Consider the following 21,088-nt stretch of genomic DNA (forward strand, 5'->3'; position numbering starts at 1 on the left):
GATAAACATGTCAATACTCGCCAAACACCAGATCCTCGAGAAAAATGCCACCCTGCTGCTCGTCGGATCGCTATTGGTGGTCAGCATTGGCGGCATCGTCGAAATCGCGCCGCTGTTCTATCTCCAGAACACGATCGAGAAGGTGGAAGGCATGCGCCCATATACGCCTCTCGAGCTGGCAGGGCGCAATATCTACATCCGCGAAGGCTGCTACCTCTGCCATAGCCAGATGATCCGCCCGTTCCGAGACGAAGTGGAGCGTTACGGCCATTATTCGCTCGCCGCCGAGTCCATGTATGACCATCCGTTCCAGTGGGGCTCGAAGCGCACGGGACCGGATCTGGCGCGTGTCGGCGGTCGCTATTCCAACGAATGGCACGTCCAGCATCTGTCCAACCCGCGCGAGGTCGTGCCGGAGTCGATCATGCCCACTTATGCCTTCCTCAAAGAGAGGGACGTCACGGTTAAGGATATCGGCATGGATCTCAAGGCTAACGAGGATGTCGGCGTGCCCTATAGCAAAGACATGCTGGCGAATGCGGAAGCCGACATGCGGGCGCAAGCCGATCCGAACGCAAATACGACCGATCTGCTGGCGCGATATCCGAAAGCGAAGGTTGGCGATTTCGACGGCGACCCCACCAGGCTGACTGAGATGGACGCGCTCGTCGCGTATCTGCAGATGCTCGGAACACTGGTCGATTTCTCGACCTATGACGATGCCACCGGTTATCGCTGAGGTGCCACCATGGAAACATATACTGCAATGCGTCACTTCGCCGACAGTTGGGGGCTTCTCGCAATGGCCTTGTTTTTCGTAGGGGCTATCGCCTTCACGCTCCGGCCAGGTAGCCAAAAGATCGCCAACGAAGCCGCTGACATACCTCTGAAGGATGATTGAGATGTCGGACAAACATATAGACGAACTCAGCGGCGTCGAAACAACGGGCCATGAATGGGACGGCATCCGTGAACTCAACAATCCCATGCCGCGATGGTGGGTGTGGACATTCTATGCCACGATCCTCTGGGCCATCGGCTATGCCATCGCCTATCCCTCCATACCCCTGATCAGGGATACCACCAAAGGACTGCTCGGCTTTTCGAGCCGCGCGGAACTGCAGCAGCAAGTGGAAGAGGCCAAGGTCGCACAAACTCGGTTTCACGATCTCATCGCCGCGAAAACCGTCAGAGAAATCGATGCCGATCCGACGCTGCGCGAGTTTGCCATCGCTGGCGGCGCCTCTGCCTTCAAGGTCAACTGCGCGCCGTGTCATGGCTCCGGTGCCACCGGCGCTCCGGGGTTTCCCAATCTGAACGACGACGATTGGTTATGGGGCGGCAGTCTTCCCGCCATTCAACAAACCATCGCTCACGGCATCCGCTTCGAGGCAGATCCCGAGACGCACGTCTCTGAGATGCCTGCCTTCGGTGATGTGCTCGAACGCGCGCAGATACGCCAGGTAGCCGCTTACGTTTGGGGCTTGACCGACACAGCTTTCGATCCGACGGCGGCCGACGCCGGCAAGCAGGTTTTCCTCGATAATTGTGCTGCCTGCCATGGTGAAGACGACAGGGGCAAACAGGAGATTGGAGCCCCAAATCTCGCTGACGCGATCTGGCTCAAGGGGAAAGGGGAGCAGGCGATTATCCGCCAGGTGACCCTGCCGAAACACGGCGTTATGCCGGCTTGGTCGGCCCGGCTGGGCGAAACCACCGTGAAGGAGCTGACCGTATTTGTTCATTCCCTGGGCGGCGGAAAATAGAAAAGAAAAATCACGAACTCACGTGCATCACAATCCTCATGGCCGGACGGACGACACGGTCAGCAGTCGATCACAATCTTGTCCATTTAAGCAAGGCGGTTGCGTTCGGGGCAGCCAGAAAACTTGCGCGTCGAACTGAAAAAGTTGGCAGGATTTTGATTTCACTCAACGATTGCAAGCGAGCAAGCTGCTATTCTCCGGCACTGGAGGACGTCCCTTCGTGCTTCGGCTCGTAGTTCCTCCGAGCCACACCCCTCGCGGAGTGTGGCTCTCCTTTTGATTGAGCCGATGGGCTCACTTTTCTCTCCCAGACTTGTGTCAAGAACGCTTGGCTCGTCAAATGCGGGATGAGGATCATCAACAGGATGGCATGCGATGAGCCTCAACATAGCTCCAACGAGAGTTGACGATCGCATCGAACGCTCAGACGTCGACGACGTTGGTGTCCTGCGCAACCGTCAGCCACTCTATGCTGCACGAAAGAAGGTGTTTCCAAAGCGGGCGCAGGGTCGGTTCCGGCGATTCAAATGGATCGTGATGCTGATCACGCTCGGCATCTACTATCTTTCTCCCTGGATTCGCTGGGACCGAGGTCCATATGCGCCCGATCAGGCGATTCTCATCGACTTGGCCTCTCGTCGCTTCTTCTTCTTTTTCATCGAGATATGGCCCCAGGAGTTCTTCTATGTGGCCGGTCTGCTTGTCATGGCCGGCTTTGGCCTGTTTCTGGTAACCTCGGCGGTGGGACGGGCATGGTGTGGTTATGCCTGTCCACAGACGGTCTGGGTCGATCTCTTCCTTGTCGTGGAACGCGCGATCGAAGGTGATCGCAACGCGCGCATGAAACTCGATGCTGGTCCCTGGACGCCGGACAAGGTTGCAAAGCGGGTCGCCAAACACAGCATATGGGTCCTCATCGGCGTCCTCACCGGTGGCGTATGGATATTCTATTTCGCGGATGCGCCATCCCTGGCCGTTGCCTTAATCAAGGGCCAAGCGCCGGCGGTCGCCTATGCCACGGTCGCCATTCTCACCTCGACCACTTACGTTCTTGGTGGGCTGATGAGGGAACAGGTCTGCACCTACATGTGTCCGTGGCCCCGCATCCAGGGCGCTATGCTGGACGAAAATTCCCTGGTCGTCACCTATAATGACTGGCGCGGTGAGCCTCGCTCCCGCCATGCCAAAAAAGCTCAGGCAGCGGGCCAGCCGGTCGGCGATTGCGTCGATTGCAATGCCTGTGTGGCGGTCTGTCCGATGGGCATAGACATCCGCGATGGTCAGCAGATGGAGTGCATCACCTGCGCCCTATGTATCGACGCCTGCGACGGCGTGATGGACAAGCTCGATAAGCCGCGCGGCCTGATCTCCTATGCGACGCTGAGCGAGTACGCCGCCAACATGAGCCTGGCGACCAACGGCGGCACGGTCGCCGTGCAGCCGAACCTCGTGCGAAACCCTGACGGCAGCTTCATCGAGGGCATTCGGCACTTCAATTGGCGGGTGATCTTCAGGCCGCGCGTTCTTTTTTATGCCGCTGTATGGGCAGCGGTCGGGGTGGCGATGCTCGTGCATCTGGCGCTCAGGGAGCGGCTGGAGCTGAACGTGCTCCACGATCGCAATCCGCAATATGTGCTGGAATCGGATGGATCGATCCGCAACGGTTATACGCTTCGCGTTCTCAACATGGTCCCGGCGCCGAGGAAAATCGATATCCGACTGGAGGGCGCAGTAGGAGCGACGATGAAGATCCCCGAACTCTCGAAGGAGGAAGGCCGGCACTTCACTGTCGCTGCCGATCCGGACGCGGCCACCTCGCTCAAAGTGTTCGTAACGCAACAGGCCAAGGCGGAGACGATCAAGGAATTCCTGTTCGTCATAGAGGACGAAAATCACGCGGATCGGGCGACGTACCGGGCCGCCTTCAACACACCTCGGGGATATAAATGCATCGATACGGCGGAGTTTGGCCAATGACTTGCTGCACCATGGACGCCGAAAGCACATTGGCACTATCGAGCAGCCGTTCTTTCAGTGCTGAAGAGATCACTCTTGCGAGCCATCCGTTGGGGAACGGTTTGCGTCAACTGGACCTGAGCGTCCCCGATATGCACTGTGGCGCTTGCATCTCGACCATTGAGGGAGCTTTGCTGAAACTTCCCTATGTAACGCGCGCCCGGGTCAATCTGACCGCCCGGCGAGTCAGTTGCATCTATGTCGAGCGACTGGAGGACACGCCGGTCGATCCGACCGGTATTTTGTCGGCGATTATGGGCACAGGCTATCGCGTCCACGTCTTCTCGCCCAACTCGCTATCGGAACAGACGGATAGCCTGCGCAATCAATTGCTCCTGGCCGTTGGTGTCTGCGGCTTTGCCGCAGCGAATATCATGCTGCTCTCGGTATCGGTCTGGTCCGGCGCAGATGCGGCAACCCGCGACCTGTTCCATTGGATCTCCGCGATGATCGCCGCGCCGGCCCTTATCTACGGCGGCCGTTTCTTTTTTCGCTCGGCGTGGAATGCCTTGAAGCACGGGCGGACCAACATGGATGTGCCCATTTCTCTCGCTGTCACGCTCTCCTATGCCGTATCATTATGGGAGACGATCCATCACGGAGAGCACGCCTGGTTCGATGCCTCCGTTTCGCTGCTATTCTTCCTGCTGATCGGTCGCGCGCTCGACCATATCATGCGCGAGAAAGCGCGAGCCGCGGTCAATGGTCTTGCGAGGCTCGCACCCCGCGGTGCCTTGTTGATAACGGCCGACGGCAGCAGGCGATATGTTTCGGTAGAGGACATAGGCATTGGCGACCATATCTTTATCGCCGCCGGCGAGCGCGTCCCCGCCGATGGCGTCGTGATCGCCGGCACGAGCGAACTCGATCTCTCCATCGTCACAGGCGAGAGCGTGCCGGTCGCAGTCGGGAATGGCACGGAGGTTCGGTCGGGTTCGATGAACCTCATGGCCTCGTTGACCATTCGCGTCACGAAGACCGCGGAGAACTCTCTGCTCGCCGAGATTATCAGCCTCATGGAAGCTGCCGAAGGGGGCAGGGCGCGCTATCGCAGGATCGCGGACCGAGCTGCAAGCCTTTACTCACCGGCAGTCCACCTGCTTGCGCTGGTTTCGTTTCTTGCCTGGGGTTTCATCGGTGGGGATTGGAAGCATGCGATGCTGGTGGCGGTTGCCGTGCTCATCATCACCTGCCCGTGCGCGCTTGGTCTTGCCGTACCGGTCGTCCAGGTCGTCGCCGCCGGGAAACTGTTTCGCAGCGGCATCATGATCAAGGATGGTTCTGCTCTGGAACGTCTCGCCGAGGTCGATGCCGTCGTGTTCGATAAGACCGGCACTTTGACGATGGGCCAGCCATGTCTCATCGAGATGGTGGGCGCGGGGCCGGAGGAAAGGGCGATTGCGGCCGGTCTTGCCGCGCATTCCCGGCATCCACTCTCCCAGGCGTTGCTGCGGAGTGCCGGCGGCAACGGGCAACGGTTCGACAGCGTTGTCGAGATTCCGGGCGCGGGCCTGGAAGTCCAAACGAGCGACGGCCTATATCGTCTCGGCAATATGCAGTTCGCTTGTTCGAGCCCGCCCCGCGAAGAAAAAGAAGCGGGTGACTCGCTCTCCGAGGTCGTTCTGTCGAGGAACGGTATCGCACTTGCCCGATTCTATTTCGAAGACACGCTTCGTCCCGGAGTAGCCGTAGCCATTCGTCAGCTCAGTCTTGCGGGGCTGCATACAATGATCCTGTCCGGCGATCGGCGAGCAGTCGTCGAGGCGACGGCACGGGCATTGCATGTGGATCGCTGGATTGCGGAATTGGATCCGAAGCAGAAAGTCGAAGAGTGCGCACGCTTAGCCGCAGTAGGCAACAAGGTCATGATGGTTGGTGACGGTATCAACGACGCGCCGGCGCTTACGGCAGCGCATGTGTCGATGGCTCCCGCGACCGCCTCCGATATTGGCCGACAGGCGGCCGACCTCGTCTTCCTGAATGACCGCCTCGACGCGGTTCCGGAGGCCATCGGCGTCGCGCGTCGCGCGGCAGCTTTGATCCGCCAGAACTTCGCCCTTGCCATCGGTTACAATGTGCTGGCTGTTCCGATCGCCATCGCGGGCTATGCGACACCGCTTATCGCCGCTGTCGCCATGTCCACGTCTTCGCTGATCGTCGTGACGAATGCATTGCGGCTCGGGTGGAATCGACGGGAGCAACTTAGGCATGCGGGCAAATATGCAGCCTCAGTAGGGAGTTCTACCTCATGAATATGCTGATCTACCTGATCCCGCTGGCATTGTTCATGGGTACGCTCGGCCTGGGAGGCTTTCTGTGGTCGCTAAAGAGCGGACAGTATGATGATTTGGAAGGAGCTTCGTGGCGCATCTTAGTGAATGAGGATAATGCGCCCGACGGGGAGCAACAAACGACAGGCGCCGGCGCAGATGACCCGACGAAACTGCTAAATTCCCAAGTGCCTGGAAGCCACAGACGGTCTAACACGAAGAGCCTTTTCCGAAATGACGATTCGAAAGCATGTTGAATTGCGCAAGGCTTCCTGTCCAGGTAGTCGTAAGGGCCAAACGCGAATGATCCAAAGCTGCAGCAAAGGCCTTTTCCAATGATGCCGTTGTTATTCCATTTCGCTTTTGCGGCAAGCGTCATTCAAGTGCCCGAACGTTGCGAAATTGCCACACAAGGCTAGGGTTTGTCTGCGACAGGCAGTGCAATTTTCTTTAGTTGAGCCGCCTCAAATCCTGACGTGCCAGCCGATGTTATTGCTCCTCGATTGACGAATATCAGATCGAAGGAGACAAGGATGACTTCCAACGACATCGTACGGGTCATTATCGCTAGTGCAATATTGGGTACCGTGAGCACCGCGGAGGCTGCCGATCTGACGACACCACCAAGTAGGGCTCCCATTCCCGCGGCAGCGAACAGAAACCCATGGCAGATACGGCTGCGGGCGCTTGGCGTGATCACCACTGACTCTGGGCGCGTCGACGGATTGTCGGGTTCGGATCTTTCCTTCTCGGACACGGTCGTGCCGGAATTCGATATCTCGTATTTCTTCACCGAGAATATAGCCGCCGAACTCATCCTGGCCACAACCTACGCCAAGGTCCATGGCGGAGGCTCGATTTCAGCGCTCGGCGAGGTCGGCAAGACTTGGCTGCTGCCGCCAACGCTCACCCTACAATACCATTTCACCGACTTTGGCGCTTTTCGGCCTTATGTCGGCGCCGGCATCAACTATACGCTGTTCTACAACCAGTCAGGAAAAAGTGCTCGTAGCCTTGATGTCAAAAACACCTTCGGTGTCGCGCTCCAGGCGGGCTTTGACTATATGATCGACGACCACTGGGGTGTGAACTTCGATGCAAAAAAGATCTTCGTGAGGCCTGATTTCGATGCCAACGTCGGCGGCGCCGCTGTCAGCGGCAAGGCCAGGCTCGATCCGTGGCTGCTTGGCGCGGGCGTAACCTATCGTTTCTAGGCCGTAGACTCATCAAAATTCCTTGGTGTTTTAGCGAGTTGTGTCATTCAAGGCTCGAGAAGCGTTTGGATGACATTGGCAGCCAGTGATGCCGGGTACGAGCGTGCCAACTTGGTCGTCAAACTAATGAGAAGATCAAAGTCGGACTCGAAGTGGACTAGCTTGAGAAATGGAACAAAGCCGCGACAAGTCACAGCATAGTTGAGTTCGCAAAGAGTTCACTTGACCCATCGTATCCGGGTGCGGCGCGATATTCTGGTCGTACGAATATCGCACGACATTGACGCCGATGCCTAAACGGAGGGCCTGGATGCGATGGCGGCGAAATGCCGTAAGGGCGGCGATCTCTATATGCCTATGGGAGCATGACATTGCGAATTCTCGTTAAGGGCGCCGGTATTGCCGGCCTAACAGCAGCACGTGAACTTTGCGCGCGGGGGGCTCAGGTCACAGTCTTCGACCCGCATCCAGGATTCGGGCGCGCTGCGTCCTGGCTCGCCGGCGGCATGCTGGCGCCGTGGTGCGAACGGGAAAACGCCGACGAGAGAGTGATGACATTGGGGAAAATGGCCGTGGAATGGTGGGATGCGGTCGTGCCTGGCCAAGTCGTCCGCAAAGGGACACTGGTCGTCGCACCTCAAAGGGATTCGGGCGAACTCGCCCGCTTTGCGGCCCGTACGTCTGGGTATGAATGGTTGGACGAAAACGGTGTAGCCGAGCTTGATCCCGCCCTTGCGCGGCGTTTTCGCAAGGGCCTGTTCTTTCAGCGTGAAGCTCATCTGAACCCTCGTCAGGCGCTGCGCGCGTTGAAAGAGCTGCTGTCAGCAGAGGTCGCCTTTACCGACGAAGATGTGAGCGAAGACGATTTCTCCGATATCGTTGATTGCACAGGTGCTGCCCGCATTGGGCAAAGTCGCGATCTGCGGGGCGTACGTGGCGAAATGCTCTATCTTCATACGAAGGAGGTTACGCTCGCCAGACCCATCCGCCTGCTGCATCCGCGCTTTCCCGTCTATATCGTCCCTCGCGGCGAGGGCCTGTTTATGGTCGGCGCGACGATGATCGAGACCGAATTCGACGGCCCGATCACCGCGCGCTCAATGATGGAGCTGCTGAACGCAGCCTATACACTGCATCCGGCCTTTGCGGACGCCACCGTCGTCGAAACCGGGGAGGCATCCGCCCGGCCTTCGCCGACAATTTTCCGCGCGTGATGCGGGACGGCAAAGTCATCCACGTCAACGGTCTTTATCGCCACGGTTTTTTGCTGGCGCCGACAATGGCGGCCGAAGCCGCCGATCTCGTCTTTTCCGAACGGACGCAAAGGAGTTTCCAATGCACCTGATCATTAATGGCGAAGCGCAGTCGATCGCCGCTACGACGCTTTCGTAGCTTTTGGCCGCCCTCGACTACGAAGGCGACTGGCTGGCAACCGCCGTCAACGGCGAACTCGTTCATCGCGAGGATCGAGAGGGGCGGACAGTGCTGCAGTGGTGACGAATATTGTCTTGAATGCGGATGCTGAAAACCAAGGCAATGGATCGCAGCAACGAGGCCTGCCCTGAACACCATCGAGCATTTGGAGCTGAAGCGCCGCGACACTGCACCCATGCCTAAAACCAAAAAATGTTGAACCAGCAAACAAAAATGGACGCTGCGGCAAAATTCGGGATGCCTGGCTAACGACACGCCGCGGTTAATATTTTAGAAAATAAGCATAGTCGCAGTGCAGTTAAGACAGAAATGCAGGACAAAATCTACAACTAGTCAACCTTCAGAGGGACGTCTCATGGAACCTAACCGACCCACAACAATACAGATCGGCGCCCCTCAACATGACGCGAATAATCCATATCGCGTCATCGAGGGCGAGGAGGTGCTTTCCGTGGCATTCCGCGAATTCGTGCTGACGGCCGTCGCTGCCGGTTGGAAGGAGCCGGAGGTCGCTTTGACCTTGGCCGATATCGCAGATGACTACGTTATGGCGCTCGCTCGAAGAGCTGCGGCAAATTAGCATTGAGTTCCATCTGCGTTCGTCTGTGGCATGCGCAAGATGGCTGTTAACAACTCTTCATCCAGCCGGCCGGCAAGTCGCTTAAGGCGAGATGGCTTGCCGGCGGTATACCGACGTGCCGCAGGGCTCCCGTTGCTTTGTTGCAAAGAGAAACCTCAGGCCGTCTTGCTATAACGGCGCGCAGGACCCCTCACATAGGCATCGAAAGCGGCTGCAACGGCGCGGATCAAAAAGCGCCCTTCTTCTAGCAAACGAATGATGCCGCCCGCGTTTTCGATTATTCCGTCGCTCTCGAGCACCGCGAGCCTGGTGTTGCCGTCGAGAAGCGCGCGTGGCTCAAAACCGTATGTGACGGCCAACGCCGGGACGTCGACCTGAAAGTCGCACATCAGGCGCTCGATGATGCTTGCCCGCAGGCGATCCTCGGCCGACAAGCGCCAGCCTTTCGTTGTGGCCAAACGTCCGGATGCGATCCGCTTGGCGTAACGATTGGGAAGCACCTCGTTTTGAACATAGCCGCCTGGCGTGCGGCCAATCGCTGACGAACCCAAGCCGATAAGCGTCTCACAGGCATCGGTCGTGTAGCCCTGAAAGTTGCGATGCAATTGCCCGTTTGTCTGCGCGGCTGCCAAGCTGTCGTGCGGCCTCGCAAAATGATCGATCCCGATGCGGCGGTAGCCGGCCGCAACAAGGTGTTCCGAAATTGCCTTTGCCTGGGAAATACGGCTTTGCGCATTGGCGAGAGCGGCTTCGTCGATCAGCTGTTGATGCTTCTTGAAGGACGGTACATGCGCATAACCGAAGACTGCGAAACGGTCAGGCTCCATCTCGATCGCTGCCTTGGTCGTCTCGATGCAGGATTGAACCGTCTGGTTTGGCAGGCCATACATAAGATCGAAATTGATGCTGGCGATGCGCGCCCGGCGCAGCTGAAAAACCGCCTTCATTGTCTGTTCTTTGCTTTGGATGCGGTTGATCGCCCTCTGGACCGTCGCATCAAAGGTCTGTACCCCGATACTAGCGCGGTGCACCCCTGCTTCCCCGAGAACCATCGCCATCTCTTGATCTAGCGTCCTCGGATCGATCTCCAACGCGATTTGGGTCGAACCTGTGAACTCGAAGTGCTTGTGCAGAAGCTCAACAAGCTCAAACATTTTCTTCGGCCCCATGATCGTTGGCGTTCCTCCACCAAAATGCAGATGGTCGATCCTGACCGGTGCCCCGGTCTTTGCGGACACAAGGCGTACTTCCTCGCGCAGCATTCTGAGATAGTCGACGATCGGGCGGCTGCCGCGCGCGTTCGTGGTGTGACATCCGCAATACCAGCATATCGATGGACAAAACGGTATGTGCACGTAAAGCGATGCCGCTTTCTCCAGCGCGCCAGCGGTAAGCCAATTCTCATAAGTGTTATCGTCGACGTTGGTGGAGAAACACGGCGAGGTCGGATAGCTGGTGTAGCGGGGCAGGCGCTCATCGCCGTATTTTTCAACAAGTGCCGATCGCATGCGAAATCCTTCTACGGAGTGCGGCCTAGAATGCGGGCATTCTAGGCACACGCTTTGCATAGCTCTTTGATCGACAACAAAGAGCGCGTCGGATTTCTTTGAATTATTTTCAAAATCGTGGCGTCGACGCAAAAGGAGGCGCAGCATAGTCGATGACGAGAATGCAGCTTATTTTTGATCTGCCAGCGAGGGGTGCGGCATGATGACAATACCTTATCCCCTGGTAGACCACGAAATGCATTCACGAGGCGCTGGCGGGCTCGCTTGGATGTTCGTCCGGTGGCGGGGCAGACCGATCGTCGCCTATAGTATCGTTGCCGCTGCTCCATTAGGCGTTCTCGCACTGAGACTGGCCCTGTCGCAGTTCACTAGCGACGATCTTAACCTATTGCCGTTCATCCCTGCTATTCTCATAGTTGCAATCGTCGGCGGCGTAAAGCCGATTGCCCTCGCGGCCGGCATGTCGCTTGGTGCTGATGTCCTTGTTCAGCGGCTGCACGATGGGGCTGATCCGACGGTCTTTGAACTGGTTTCCTTTGGCGTCGCAGTGCTTCTGATTGCTTGTCTCGGAGAGGCGTTGCAGGCGACAAGACACGCCATCATCGAGAGGGAGATTGCCCCCACAGCCTGCACTGCGCATCTGACATCGATATTGGACAAAATGCCAGATGCGACGGTGATCACTACCCGCGATGGTGCAATTGTTTTCTTCAACACAGCCGTCTTGCGGCAGTTCGGGTATGCCGCACAAGAACTCGTTGGCGCGAACCTGCGACTGCTGATTTCTGACCCTTATCGTGCCGACCACGGTAACCATCTGCAATGGCAACTTGGAACCGGCGAAAAGTGCGTTTTCGAAGATCAAGTGGTTGTCGGACGCAGGAAGAACGGATCGACGTTTTCCCTCAAATTTACCGTGAGCCGGCTGGAATCGGGTGGTGACTTATTTTTCATCGCCTTCCTAAGAGACCTTACGGAGCGGGAAGAAGCTGCTGCTCACCAGCAGCGAATCGAGGCGGAATTGGCAAGATTGGCCCGCCTGAGCGAGATGGGCGAAATGGCATCCGCCCTTGCGCATGAGCTGAACGAACCGCTGTCGGCGATCGCAAATTATGCTTGCGGGTGTACGAAGCTCTTGAGCGACATGAACAACAGTGTCCCAACGGGCATGAGAAACGCTTTGGAGGAGATTGAAAGTCAGTCCCTTAGAGCGGCAAAAATTATCAGACATCTCAGAGAGTTCGTAACGACAGGTGAAACGGAAAAGGCCCTCGAAAACATTCGCACGCTGGTGGAGGAGGCAGGCGTTCTTGCGCTTGTCGGTTCCCGAGAAAACGGCATCAGGACTGTATTCGAATATGTGCCCGGCGCTGAGATGGTGATGGTCGATCGTGTTCAGGTCGAACAGGTCATCATCAATTTGATGCGAAACGCCATAGAAGCTATGCGCCACGTCGAGCATCGTGAGCTTACAATCCGCACGATGCCCACGCAGGAGGGTGAAGTCGCCGTTATTGTGGAAGACACCGGCGATGGCATTCCGGAGGAAATTGCCGCGGAGCTCTTCGAGCCATTCGTCACGACAAAACCAACTGGAATGGGTGTAGGCCTTGCGATCTCGAAACGTATTGTCGAGGCCCATGGAGGTGAAATGACAGTCTCGAAAAACGCGGCTGGCGGAGCTACTTTCCAGTTCACGCTTCCCGCCTATGCGGAAGGACAAACGTATGAAAACAACTGACTATACGATCCATATTGTCGATGACGAAGAGCCGGTGCGCAAATCGTTTGCCTTCATGCTGGCCACGAACGGCTATGCCGTCAAGGTGCATCAATCGGGCGCCTTATTTCTTTCCTTTGCCCCGAGCATCCACAACGGAATTCTTGTTACGGATCTCAGAATGCCTGAGATGTCGGGTATCGATCTCATCCGTCAGCTTAGTGTGAAAAAGATCTCGATTCCGTCAATCGTAATCAGCGGACATGGCAATGTGCCCATGGCAGTTGAGGCGATGAAAGCCGGTGCAGTCGACTTCATAGAGAAACCCTGCCAGGATGCCGTTATCATCGAGGCGATCGAACGAGCGTCGGACCATTTACATGTTTTTGACACTAACGCCGACGAGATCCTCGCCATTCAAGCGCGCGTCCAAACCTTGAGCGAGAGGGAGCGCCAAGTGCTTCTTGCCGTCGTGGCCGGCCTTCCGAACAAGTCGATCGCACATGATCTGAATATTAGCCGCCGCACGGTGGAGGTTCATCGCGCCCGCGTCATGGCGAAAATGAGAGCGAAAAGCCTCCCGCATCTCGTCCGTATGGCTGTTGCGGTAGCGGATGGACCCTTCTAGTTTCGTGGCGTTGATCTCGCCGTATTCGGCGTCCTGCCGGAATCCTCCGAACGGAAAAGGTCGCGTCATGGCATCCGTTTTTCCAGAAACTCTGTATTTGGTCGTCATCGCCGAGTTCCTTAGCCTTCGCGGGTTGAAGGATATGCGCCCAAGTTCCGCAATGTCTTGGGCTGAAACCAAAAAACGCTCTCTACCAGCGAAGACGGAACCACAAAAGCGGTAACTTCGGTAGCGTTTCCGCGGACTTCGCAGGGAGCGCCCTCCTGCGCGTCGAATCGAAATCTTTACCGAATAACTGGCCGTATGGTCCTTCTGACCCGGCGATACGATTCTTATGAGGACGACGAGCCGCTGCCTCTTGTGATGAATACCCGTCGAAAGGGATCGGAATAAAGCGCCGGCGAACCGTACGAGATGCCGTTTAAGTGTTTACCCTTAGTGATGAAACCGAATTTATCGCTCCCATAAGAACCGGCAATCTTGCCCTGGAACATGGGGAATACGAGATGCATCCCAAATTAATGCCTGCAGCACAGACTTCGATCACGCCGGCGAAAATTGTGGGGCCGCAAATTCCGGGAGCGCACCTCGTCGTGACATATGAGCGCGGCCAAGAGATATACGCCCAGGGCGGGAACGTCGAAAAGTGCTATCAGGTTTCTGCCGGAGCTGTTCGGATATGTCGTATCCTTCCCAACGGGGGGAGGCAGGTCGTTTCCTTCCATGTCGCGGGGGAAATGTTCGGCTTGGAAGCCGGCGCTCAGCATCGCTATTTTGCCGAAGCGCTCGCCCTGACAAGGATAGTCGCGTTTGAACAGGGCCCTGCCCAGCATCATTTGCCGGAACTCCTTGCGTTTGCTCTTGAAGCTATGGAACGCGCTCAGGAACACCTTCTGCTTATCGGACGGCAGTCTGCGATTGAACGGGTCGCAGTATTTTTGCTGGATCTCTGCGAGCGCCTGGGAGGCACACGACAGTTTAGATTGGCCATGTCGCGGCAGGACATTGCAGACTATCTCGCCTTGACCATCGAGACGGTATCGCGTGCCATGAGCGAGTTGAAGGAGCAAAGCATAATCAGCCTGCGACATGCGCGAATGGTCGACATTAGGAAGCCCGAGGCACTTCGTTCGCTCTCGGGCCATGTTGCCCGACTATCTTAGTTTGACGCGACCTGTGCAATGCAGGACGTTGCAGCCTTCGGGCTGAAAAATCGCCATTGCGCTCGCGCATCTCATTTGTGGGACATGGTGTGGCGGGCCCACGTCAGCTTGTTTCCGGTCCTTGCCTGGAACTTATGGCGCGACCGTAGGACGACGGCCACCTTCCGTGCTGTCAGCAGGAGTTTTGCGGATATCAATGCCGATGCTGTCGGCAACGATGTCGAACATTCGGGCATTCGCCTGAGGCGGCACGACCGTCCCGCATCATCATCAGGAAATCCTCCGCCACCGTGCCCGGAGCGAAGAGCCAGGTGCTGCCGCCAGCCGGAATGGAGATCAGATCGTAGCGGCTGTCGTCCACGGCGAGATCCACGTCGAGAATGGCCTTCTTCCTATTGCCTGACGGCGCCAACACGACGGCGCCGATAGTAGCCGCTGAGCGTCTCGGCATAGTCAACGCCGTGGCGCGGGGATGCCGGTCCGGCGCTCGATTGAGCCGGGTCCTAGGCCGAGCCCGATTCAATCCCGGCATTTTCCGGCACGGCATGGCCGATACCAACCAGAGAAGACGAGCGCCTCCCCCATAGCCGCCCAGCCCCAAGAAAGCCCTCAGTAAGCCTTTCGCTTTGACGCTCTGCGAGCTTTTACGATGCGCTGGCCGACCGGTTTCGTCCTTTGAAGACACGCGCTGTCCCGTCCGCTTCGCGCGAGCAAGCCGGCCATCAGAAATGGCTTGGTTTCACGCAACAACCGGAGAGGGATAATCGATAAGGCTCTCTGGGGAAAACCATCACCACGGTACCATCCTGCTTTTCCTCATAACCAAATGGGATATAAGCGGACGCGAAGATGCGTCGACCGTTGGCTCGGCCGTTCACATCGGAACCAATGACGATTGCCGCTGGTTCCATTGAGGAGCTTCAGGGTGTATTCGCGAATTTTGGCTGCATTTCAAGGTGATCGTGATGGCTTGAAGATTGTCGCAGCGAGTAATCGTTTGTCGCTGATTTGATCTGACCGCCGATCTCACAGCCGTGATTTGACTTCAGCGTGCATCGGATTATTGAAGCAAATTGGCTAAACTCTTTAAAGTTGTTATAACCTGATATCTCCTTTCGGAAGGGACAGAAGACGACCGCAAAGTGGCAAAGGCAAGCAGTTCAAGTCCGTTCAAGGTGATCCACCCTGACCGGCGATTGTTGAAAAAATAGGGACAGGCGGTGACGCAAGATCTAGAAAGTTACAAAAGTTCGAGAGGCCTGGTGGATACCACCGATCCGGAAGTCGACAAGCCGATCTACCGCAAGCCCGGTTTTGACGGGAACGTTGCGACATTAGGGAATATGGAAGAACTGATCAGCGCATTTTTAAAAAAAACGCGCGAGGCCGAAGGCCTCTCTCGCGCGGATCTTGCGCCAATGCTCGGCCTGTCGACACCCGTTTACGGACGTTACGAGCGGGCGTTTTCAAAAATGACGGTCACCCGAATGATCCATCTCTGTGAGATTCTCGGTTTCATGCCCATAGACATGCTCTATGAAGCGGCACCTCATCTTTGGGGGCGCACGCCTGAGGAAGCCGAGGATCGTCTCACTCTGGATCGAATTATCAGAACCCTTCCGAGCGACGCAACGCGCGATCTCGTTCGGCTGTTGAAGCGTATTATGCCCCAAGATAGCGGGAGCTGATGAGACATTAATCGCGGGTATGTTCGACTTGTTTAATGGGCACCCCGCCAACGGCCAGCGTCGGTCTTCACCGACGATCTCGCCGCAGATGTAGTTTCCATGATCATCTTTCTGAGGGAACCAGGCGACGTAAACATAGAAGCGTGGATCCTTCACTTACTCGTTTTCCGGTTGGACGCCGCATGCGCCGATATCGTCGATCGCTTTGATCGTGGCGCATGAACAGTGTCGACTAGAACGCTGCACCTCTTAAAAGCGTGACCCACCAGTTAAGTTTGCCCGGCGATTCGAGTGCTTTCCTCAAGGTCGCGGCGAGCCGCCAGACCGAAGACCGAGCGGGTAAGATGTAATCGGCCCGCGGCTGCGCGCTCGGCCATTGCGCGCAGATATCCCCCAGGCGAACTGACCTCCCTCCGATTTGCTTTTTCAAGAGTAACTGCCACCGCCACTGCTGCTTGTCTTTCGCCCATTGTCGCGACGGCGCCGCGACGGGCATCCTCTGAGATCCCGGCGAAACGGCACAACATCGGAGTCAGACGAACAAGCTCCTGGAAGTTTTTTGGGGTGCATCCAAGCTCCCCGAGCGCCGGTGTCGCCCGCAAGATATCCTTAAGCGCAAGTAGAGCCTGCCGCTGAGGCTCCCGCTCACTGACTGAGCCTGGTCGACGCGTCGCGGTATGTGCAAAAGCCGATCTGCTGGCGGCGTCGGCTTTTGGAAAACTGTGTTGTCCGACATGAGCCCAACCCTCTCGAACATTACTACGTTCTGATTGATAGGGAAGTGTAGTCTGTTTCTGCATGTCGTTTTCGACACGTAAGCATGTCGTTTTAACTGCCCCCAGTTGGTCTTGAGGTCGCGGGTCAAGGTGCATCAGTCGGTCCATAGACCATTCAAGAAGGAAAGTCGCACGACGCAGCATCCGGTTGGACGCTTTGGCCGCAATTCCGATATAATTACTGATGCGCTCGACGCGGTCGGCGACGCGTTGGCGCACCGTCGCACTTACATCACCGGCAACGGCGAGGGCATAACGGATATTGCGCAACGCGCCGCGATATCGTCGCAACGCGGCTTCGGTCGCCTTCTTCTCCGCTCGGATATCTTTTACGAGGCGATTAAGGTCGCCATATCGCAGGATCAGTATTCGAAGGTCGACCCCGCATCCGTCTGTTATGTCGCCATCACTGTTTCTGATAGGATATCGCTTATAGTTTCCACTGTCCTGCATCGTGATCAAACCCAGATCGAAAAGCCTGGAGAGCATTCGACTGACCCGACCGACTGAACGCCCGACCTCAAACGCCAATTGTCGGTTCGATTTGAACACTATTGGCCGCCCCGACTTTTCGAAAGCATCGGCGGGGGCGGTGTTGATCAATATCAGCAACAGATGGCTTTCCGTTCCATTTATCAGGCCTGTGCAGGTCAGGTTTTGAGCAAGCACCGCCAATTGGGCACGTGTCACCATTCCGATTTCTGCCGATTTTGCCAAGCGGCGGAATTCGGCCCTTTGAGGCGTGATCTTACGGCCGACCGGCCGCTGGCAGGTGGTTATATCTTCCATGTCCTCGTCTCCATTCGGGACCAGGCAAAGCTCCGCCGTTCACCAAATTGGTGTTTTTTGTTGACAAGGAAGGAAGGGTCTGCGAGAAAGGTTTTGGCTAATTTATTCTCTTACAGACCCGCTTCCGGATTTCTTCGGGAGCGGTTTTCTTTTTCTGGCCGGTTTTGTCTCTCCATTTCAAACCCGACCCACTCGTCGGGATGTTTGCGGTCAATACGAGAAAAAGCATATCTCAACAAATCAATTTGGCGCAAGATATGTACGAATTTGAGCTGCTACTTGAGGTCGCAGCCGGACAATCTGTAAATTAAGTATTTGATATCGATAGATATAATAAAATCAGAGCGCAATTTCGATGCAGTTTCGGCCGATCCTATTTGGTTCGCCTTGTGGACAAGAGTTCGAAAATTTGCCGGGTGCTCAGACATTGAGCCAAGACGCGTGACCGAAAACGCAATGCTGCTGCGGCACTTGCCGTTGAGGATCAGAGTGCGAAATGTGGATGGTTGGATGAATAGCGATGGCCCGCTTTCCCGACTGGTCATTATCGACCCCGGGGGCTATCAGAAGAGGCGGGACGATTGTGCCGTCCGCGGTCGACGTAAACTCCATCCCCCGTTGGGTTTTGAGATCTAATCTCCTGGAGCGATGATTACCTGAGGTGCGTGGGGTCGCGATCTCAGACCTGCGAACGGTGTGCGCGTTTTGCGGAGCCCCCTGAGATCTCTCAGCATGTTGAGCTGAAGCGCCACCGCAGCAGGTTCATCAAGGGATTGCCGCTTTGTGAGTCAGTTGAAACCGAGTACTTAAGCCTTTGCCGCCACGCCCGCGCGAACGTTCGTGAGCGTGGCGGTCGGATTTATTGTATCAAGCCGCGGTTTTCGCAAGTTGCGCTCTCTTCGAGCATAGGAGAGCGACGATCAATGCGGACTTGCAAGCTTGCCAGTGCCCCGGCAAGTATAAGGCCCTTTGGCGTCATATCGTCAGCCGTGACAAAGACTGGATCGAGCACCGGCCGGCAACATTGGAAACGTGCGGCCGCATCTGCAATCGTGATCAATGGGGAACGATAAGGCTGTCCGCCGTCGCCTCCCACAAGGACAATTTTCCCCGCCAGAGGCTTTGGATAGCCGTCAAAGATCGTAAAGGCGGTTAGCCCATCACGCAACGCTTCTTCGTCTAAGAACAGCGAGTGCATATCGTCAAAGCGGATCATCTCGATCAGCCTGCTACCAATCAAGTCATAGATCGGAGCAATGCTGCATCCGTCCTGAAGCTCAACCGCCCGAAAAAGGGCGGTGTCCGACTCTAACACGTACGCGATATTTTTCATTTGTTTGGCCTTCTATTTGAAGCGATCTCGTGCCCACAGAGATGAGCGAGAAGAGAGGGTCATTGACACCAACCCTAGATAGCGGCGACGCGGCGCAATATGCTGATTTCAAAAGGCGCTGTAAATGCCGTCTGCGCCAATTTGGCACGCGTTTCGTAATCTGGATAGCTTTCCAGGGCGGTGAGATTCGAAAGAGTTGCGGTGAAATCAGATGGCTAAGGCTGGTATTTCACAGGATTTCTGGCGCGAGAAAGCCTGAAGGCGCGCCAAATATATTTTGCGTTTTTTTAGCGAAAAGTTGAAAAGCAGTATGTTAGTCGGCGCATGCTTAAATTGAATATGCAATTTTCAGTAGTCCTGCTGGGTGGGTAGTGCTGTGTGAACTGGATCGCTTGTGCAGACTTGTGACCGGGGCGTCGCTTTCCCGTATGTCGACCATCAGACCCAAGCGGCAGAGAGCCGTTTTGGCCACGCTACAGAGTCTAGAAAATGGCATTTGGTGCGTTTCTCACGAAATTGGATCCGTCGGAAACGCCATGCAAGTCGGTCCCTTTCGGGTTATGATGATAACCCAATTTGGCGCGATGTTTGCACGCTCTGGCACCAAGAGAGGCTGGTGTCGCTTTCTTTATGGATTGAAAAATAAGGATAATATCAAGAATCAACACACGTGGCACGAACTCGCTTGATAGAAAGCTGCGCCAAAAAAGATCAAAAATGCAACGTTATAGGTTTTAACCTGAACATTTTTCCGTATAAAAGAGGTCTTGTGCGATAACCTTCAGTCTCAGCAATGACAGGTCCATCTTTGAAGCAATGGATTAAAGAACTCGGTTTACAGCAGGTCGTTGACCCACGCATAGACAAACCAGTCTATCGGAAGCCCTTTGACGGGCGAATTGCGCTTAGCGCGGAACTGGAAGAACAGATCTGCACCAGTCTTCGCGGCGCCCGCGACAGACGAAAACTGCCTCGCTCGAAACTGGCGCCCTTGCTTGGTCTCAGCGAACAGGTTTACGGTCGCTACGAAAATAAAGTCTCCCGTCTGACGGTGTGCCGGCTGATTCATCTCTGTGAGGTTCTGGACGCCACTCCGGAGGAAATTATCGCGCCAGCAGCACCCCATCTGTGGGGTGGGACCGAAGCCAAAGCGGTTCTGCTATTGGCATCAATCGAAAAATTGAGGACTTTCGACGAAGAGACTTTGCGGGATGTGTTCAGCTTGTTAGGTCGCATAGGCGAGACCTGCGGCGAAAATGATGGCCAGGCGGCGGACGACCCTGAATGCCGCAATGCTGTCGAAATCGCAATCGGAAACCAAATTAACGGCAGCAAATGACGGAAAGACGTCGCGCCGATTGGAGTAGATCCATCATGACGGTTCTTCTGGGCTTTGCGATGTTGCGCAGGAAACGGAAGGCGCCATGCGGTGAAACCGGCCGATTCAGGAGCGTTCCTACTCTCGCCGCCTTCCAAAAAAACGCGGCAGGGAAACCGCCATACTTACGCGCGTTTTCAGCCGCGTCAGCATTGATTAAAGAACGGTATCCAGCTTCTTCGGCTTCAGCCAAGAATGCTCGCCGCGCTTCGTCGGCAGAGATTTTGCCATCATGCGCATCAATGAGTGCTTGTTTGGCTTGGTCAAAGAACTTACCGGCTTGGTTTCCCGGCCACTCTTCCAACATGTATTCTGCTGCCTTGTCCGCACTGTTTATGATAAGATATTGGCCAACCCGGGGCGGTTCGATCGTCACTGGCAGCGTCCACCATTGTAGTGTCATCTTCATTTCCTCCCACTACCGAACCGCGATCGCTAAACTGGGTTCCGACGCAGCGCAGGGAGCGCTTCAATGCTGGTGGCAACTTCCCAGGGACACCGAGCTCAGGGAGAAAGTAAATGATATTCACTCAAGCCGACCTTGATATCGTGGATCGCCATATCGCAGAAAGTGAAGAACAGGTTTCACGGCAGGAGCGAAAGGTGACTGTCCTTCGTATGCAACATTTGGACACGGAATTGGCGGAAAACATTCTGACAGTTTTTTACGAAACGCTGCTGATACAGAACGTCAATCGCGATATGATTGCTGCTCACTTGAGACAGAAATGATCGCAATGCCCTCTCCAGTATGCCGAAGGATCCAACGGGCATCGGCATAATTTTCGACGACGTCCGTATACCAATTGACGGTTTTCGCATAGC

18 protein-coding genes and 3 pseudogenes are annotated in these 21,088 nt (G+C 56.0%); 16 read left to right on the top strand and 5 right to left on the bottom strand.

From position 1 onward, the window contains the following. Positions 1-7 precede the first annotated feature (7 nt). The 10 genes and pseudogenes from ccoO to QA646_RS27810 all read left to right on the top strand — a co-directional run bounded on the left by ccoO (position 8) and on the right by QA646_RS27810 (position 9,280). Entirely contained in the window at positions 8-739 is a 732-nt protein-coding gene (gene ccoO, locus QA646_RS27765; RefSeq protein ID WP_283060950.1) for a cytochrome-c oxidase, cbb3-type subunit II, read from the top strand. 9 nt (positions 740-748) lie between these two features. Further along, on the top strand, positions 749-901 hold the full coding sequence (locus QA646_RS27770; RefSeq protein WP_104825658.1) for a cbb3-type cytochrome c oxidase subunit 3: 153 nt from the start codon (positions 749-751) through the stop codon (positions 899-901). Between the two features lies 1 nt (position 902). Further along, positions 903-1,766 (top strand): cytochrome-c oxidase, cbb3-type subunit III, encoded by an 864-nt coding sequence (ccoP, locus tag QA646_RS27775; protein ID WP_283060951.1) that lies wholly within the window; start codon positions 903-905, stop codon positions 1,764-1,766. Positions 1,767-2,141: 375 nt separating this feature from the next. Next, entirely contained in the window at positions 2,142-3,743 is a 1,602-nt protein-coding gene (ccoG, locus tag QA646_RS27780; protein ID WP_283060952.1) for a cytochrome c oxidase accessory protein CcoG, read from the top strand. Further along, positions 3,740-6,034: a cation-translocating P-type ATPase gene (locus tag QA646_RS27785; protein ID WP_283060953.1), complete on the top strand. Its 2,295-nt coding sequence runs from the start codon at positions 3,740-3,742 to the stop codon at positions 6,032-6,034. Before ccoG ends, QA646_RS27785 begins: the two co-directional genes overlap by 4 nt. Beyond that, a pseudogene (gene ccoS, locus QA646_RS27790) lies at positions 6,031-6,177 on the top strand (cbb3-type cytochrome oxidase assembly protein CcoS); the annotation flags it as partial. The gene QA646_RS27785 and the pseudogene ccoS, both read left to right, overlap by 4 nt. Before the next feature lie 408 nt (positions 6,178-6,585). Continuing rightward, positions 6,586-7,266, top strand: coding sequence for an OmpW family protein (locus QA646_RS27795; protein WP_283060954.1), 681 nt, complete (start codon positions 6,586-6,588; stop codon positions 7,264-7,266). 371 nt (positions 7,267-7,637) lie between these two features. Beyond that, a pseudogene (gene thiO / locus QA646_RS27800) lies at positions 7,638-8,611 on the top strand (glycine oxidase ThiO). After that, positions 8,602-8,763, top strand: a pseudogene (thiS, locus tag QA646_RS27805) (sulfur carrier protein ThiS). The pseudogenes thiO and thiS overlap by 10 nt, the downstream one beginning before the upstream one ends. A gap of 292 nt (positions 8,764-9,055) precedes the next feature. After that, on the top strand, positions 9,056-9,280 hold the full coding sequence (locus QA646_RS27810; protein ID WP_283054684.1) for a hypothetical protein: 225 nt from the start codon (positions 9,056-9,058) through the stop codon (positions 9,278-9,280). Positions 9,281-9,435: 155 nt separating this feature from the next. Here the strand turns inward: QA646_RS27810 and hemN are convergent, their stop codons facing one another. Continuing rightward, positions 9,436-10,788 carry an oxygen-independent coproporphyrinogen III oxidase gene (gene hemN, locus QA646_RS27815; protein ID WP_283061021.1) on the bottom strand — a complete coding sequence of 451 codons (1,353 nt, stop codon included), beginning with the start codon at positions 10,786-10,788 and terminating at the stop codon, positions 9,436-9,438. 235 nt (positions 10,789-11,023) lie between these two features. Here hemN and QA646_RS27820 point away from each other — a divergent pair, with 235 nt between their 5' ends. From QA646_RS27820 to QA646_RS27830, 3 genes are all read left to right on the top strand, one after another. After that, a complete protein-coding gene (locus QA646_RS27820; protein ID WP_283061022.1) occupies positions 11,024-12,529 on the top strand; it encodes an ATP-binding protein in 1,506 nt (501 codons plus the stop codon). After that, positions 12,516-13,136: a response regulator FixJ gene (gene fixJ / locus QA646_RS27825; RefSeq protein ID WP_283061023.1), complete on the top strand. Its 621-nt coding sequence runs from the start codon at positions 12,516-12,518 to the stop codon at positions 13,134-13,136. Before QA646_RS27820 ends, fixJ begins: the two co-directional genes overlap by 14 nt. 506 nt (positions 13,137-13,642) lie before the next feature. Then, positions 13,643-14,299: a helix-turn-helix domain-containing protein gene (locus QA646_RS27830; protein WP_283061024.1), complete on the top strand. Its 657-nt coding sequence runs from the start codon at positions 13,643-13,645 to the stop codon at positions 14,297-14,299. Positions 14,300-14,492: 193 nt separating this feature from the next. On the opposite strand, the gene QA646_RS27835 is transcribed toward QA646_RS27830, so the two are convergent. Beyond that, on the bottom strand, positions 14,493-14,750 hold the full coding sequence (locus QA646_RS27835) for a hypothetical protein (protein WP_283060955.1): 258 nt from the start codon (positions 14,748-14,750) through the stop codon (positions 14,493-14,495). A 769-nt stretch (positions 14,751-15,519) separates the two neighbouring features. Between QA646_RS27835 and QA646_RS27840 the strand changes: the two genes are divergently transcribed. Beyond that, a complete protein-coding gene (locus QA646_RS27840; RefSeq protein ID WP_283060956.1) occupies positions 15,520-15,987 on the top strand; it encodes a helix-turn-helix domain-containing protein in 468 nt (155 codons plus the stop codon). Positions 15,988-16,256: 269 nt separating this feature from the next. Here the strand turns inward: QA646_RS27840 and repC are convergent, their stop codons facing one another. Together repC and QA646_RS27850 are read right to left on the bottom strand one after the other, a co-directional pair. Further along, positions 16,257-17,552 (bottom strand): plasmid replication protein RepC, encoded by a 1,296-nt coding sequence (repC, locus tag QA646_RS27845; RefSeq protein WP_283060957.1) that lies wholly within the window; start codon positions 17,550-17,552, stop codon positions 16,257-16,259. 859 nt (positions 17,553-18,411) lie between these two features. Beyond that, the gene (locus QA646_RS27850) at positions 18,412-18,885 is read right to left on the bottom strand and encodes a protein psiB (protein ID WP_283060958.1); all 474 of its coding nucleotides are present in this window, start codon (positions 18,883-18,885) and stop codon (positions 18,412-18,414) included. 793 nt (positions 18,886-19,678) lie between these two features. Between QA646_RS27850 and QA646_RS27855 the strand changes: the two genes are divergently transcribed. After that, entirely contained in the window at positions 19,679-20,224 is a 546-nt protein-coding gene (locus QA646_RS27855) for a helix-turn-helix transcriptional regulator (protein WP_349254279.1), read from the top strand. On the opposite strand, the gene QA646_RS27860 is transcribed toward QA646_RS27855, so the two are convergent. Continuing rightward, the gene (locus QA646_RS27860) at positions 20,208-20,666 is read right to left on the bottom strand and encodes a DUF982 domain-containing protein (protein WP_283060960.1); all 459 of its coding nucleotides are present in this window, start codon (positions 20,664-20,666) and stop codon (positions 20,208-20,210) included. The two genes, QA646_RS27855 and QA646_RS27860, sit on opposite strands and share 17 nt — an antisense overlap. 116 nt (positions 20,667-20,782) lie before the next feature. Here QA646_RS27860 and QA646_RS27865 point away from each other — a divergent pair, with 116 nt between their 5' ends. Further along, the gene (locus tag QA646_RS27865; protein ID WP_283060961.1) at positions 20,783-20,995 is read left to right on the top strand and encodes a hypothetical protein; all 213 of its coding nucleotides are present in this window, start codon (positions 20,783-20,785) and stop codon (positions 20,993-20,995) included. Positions 20,996-21,088: the final 93 nt, after the last annotated feature.

The sequence above is a fragment of the Rhizobium sp. CB3090 genome (assembly GCF_029714285.1).
In the GTDB taxonomy this organism is placed as follows: Bacteria; Pseudomonadota; Alphaproteobacteria; order Rhizobiales; family Rhizobiaceae; genus Rhizobium.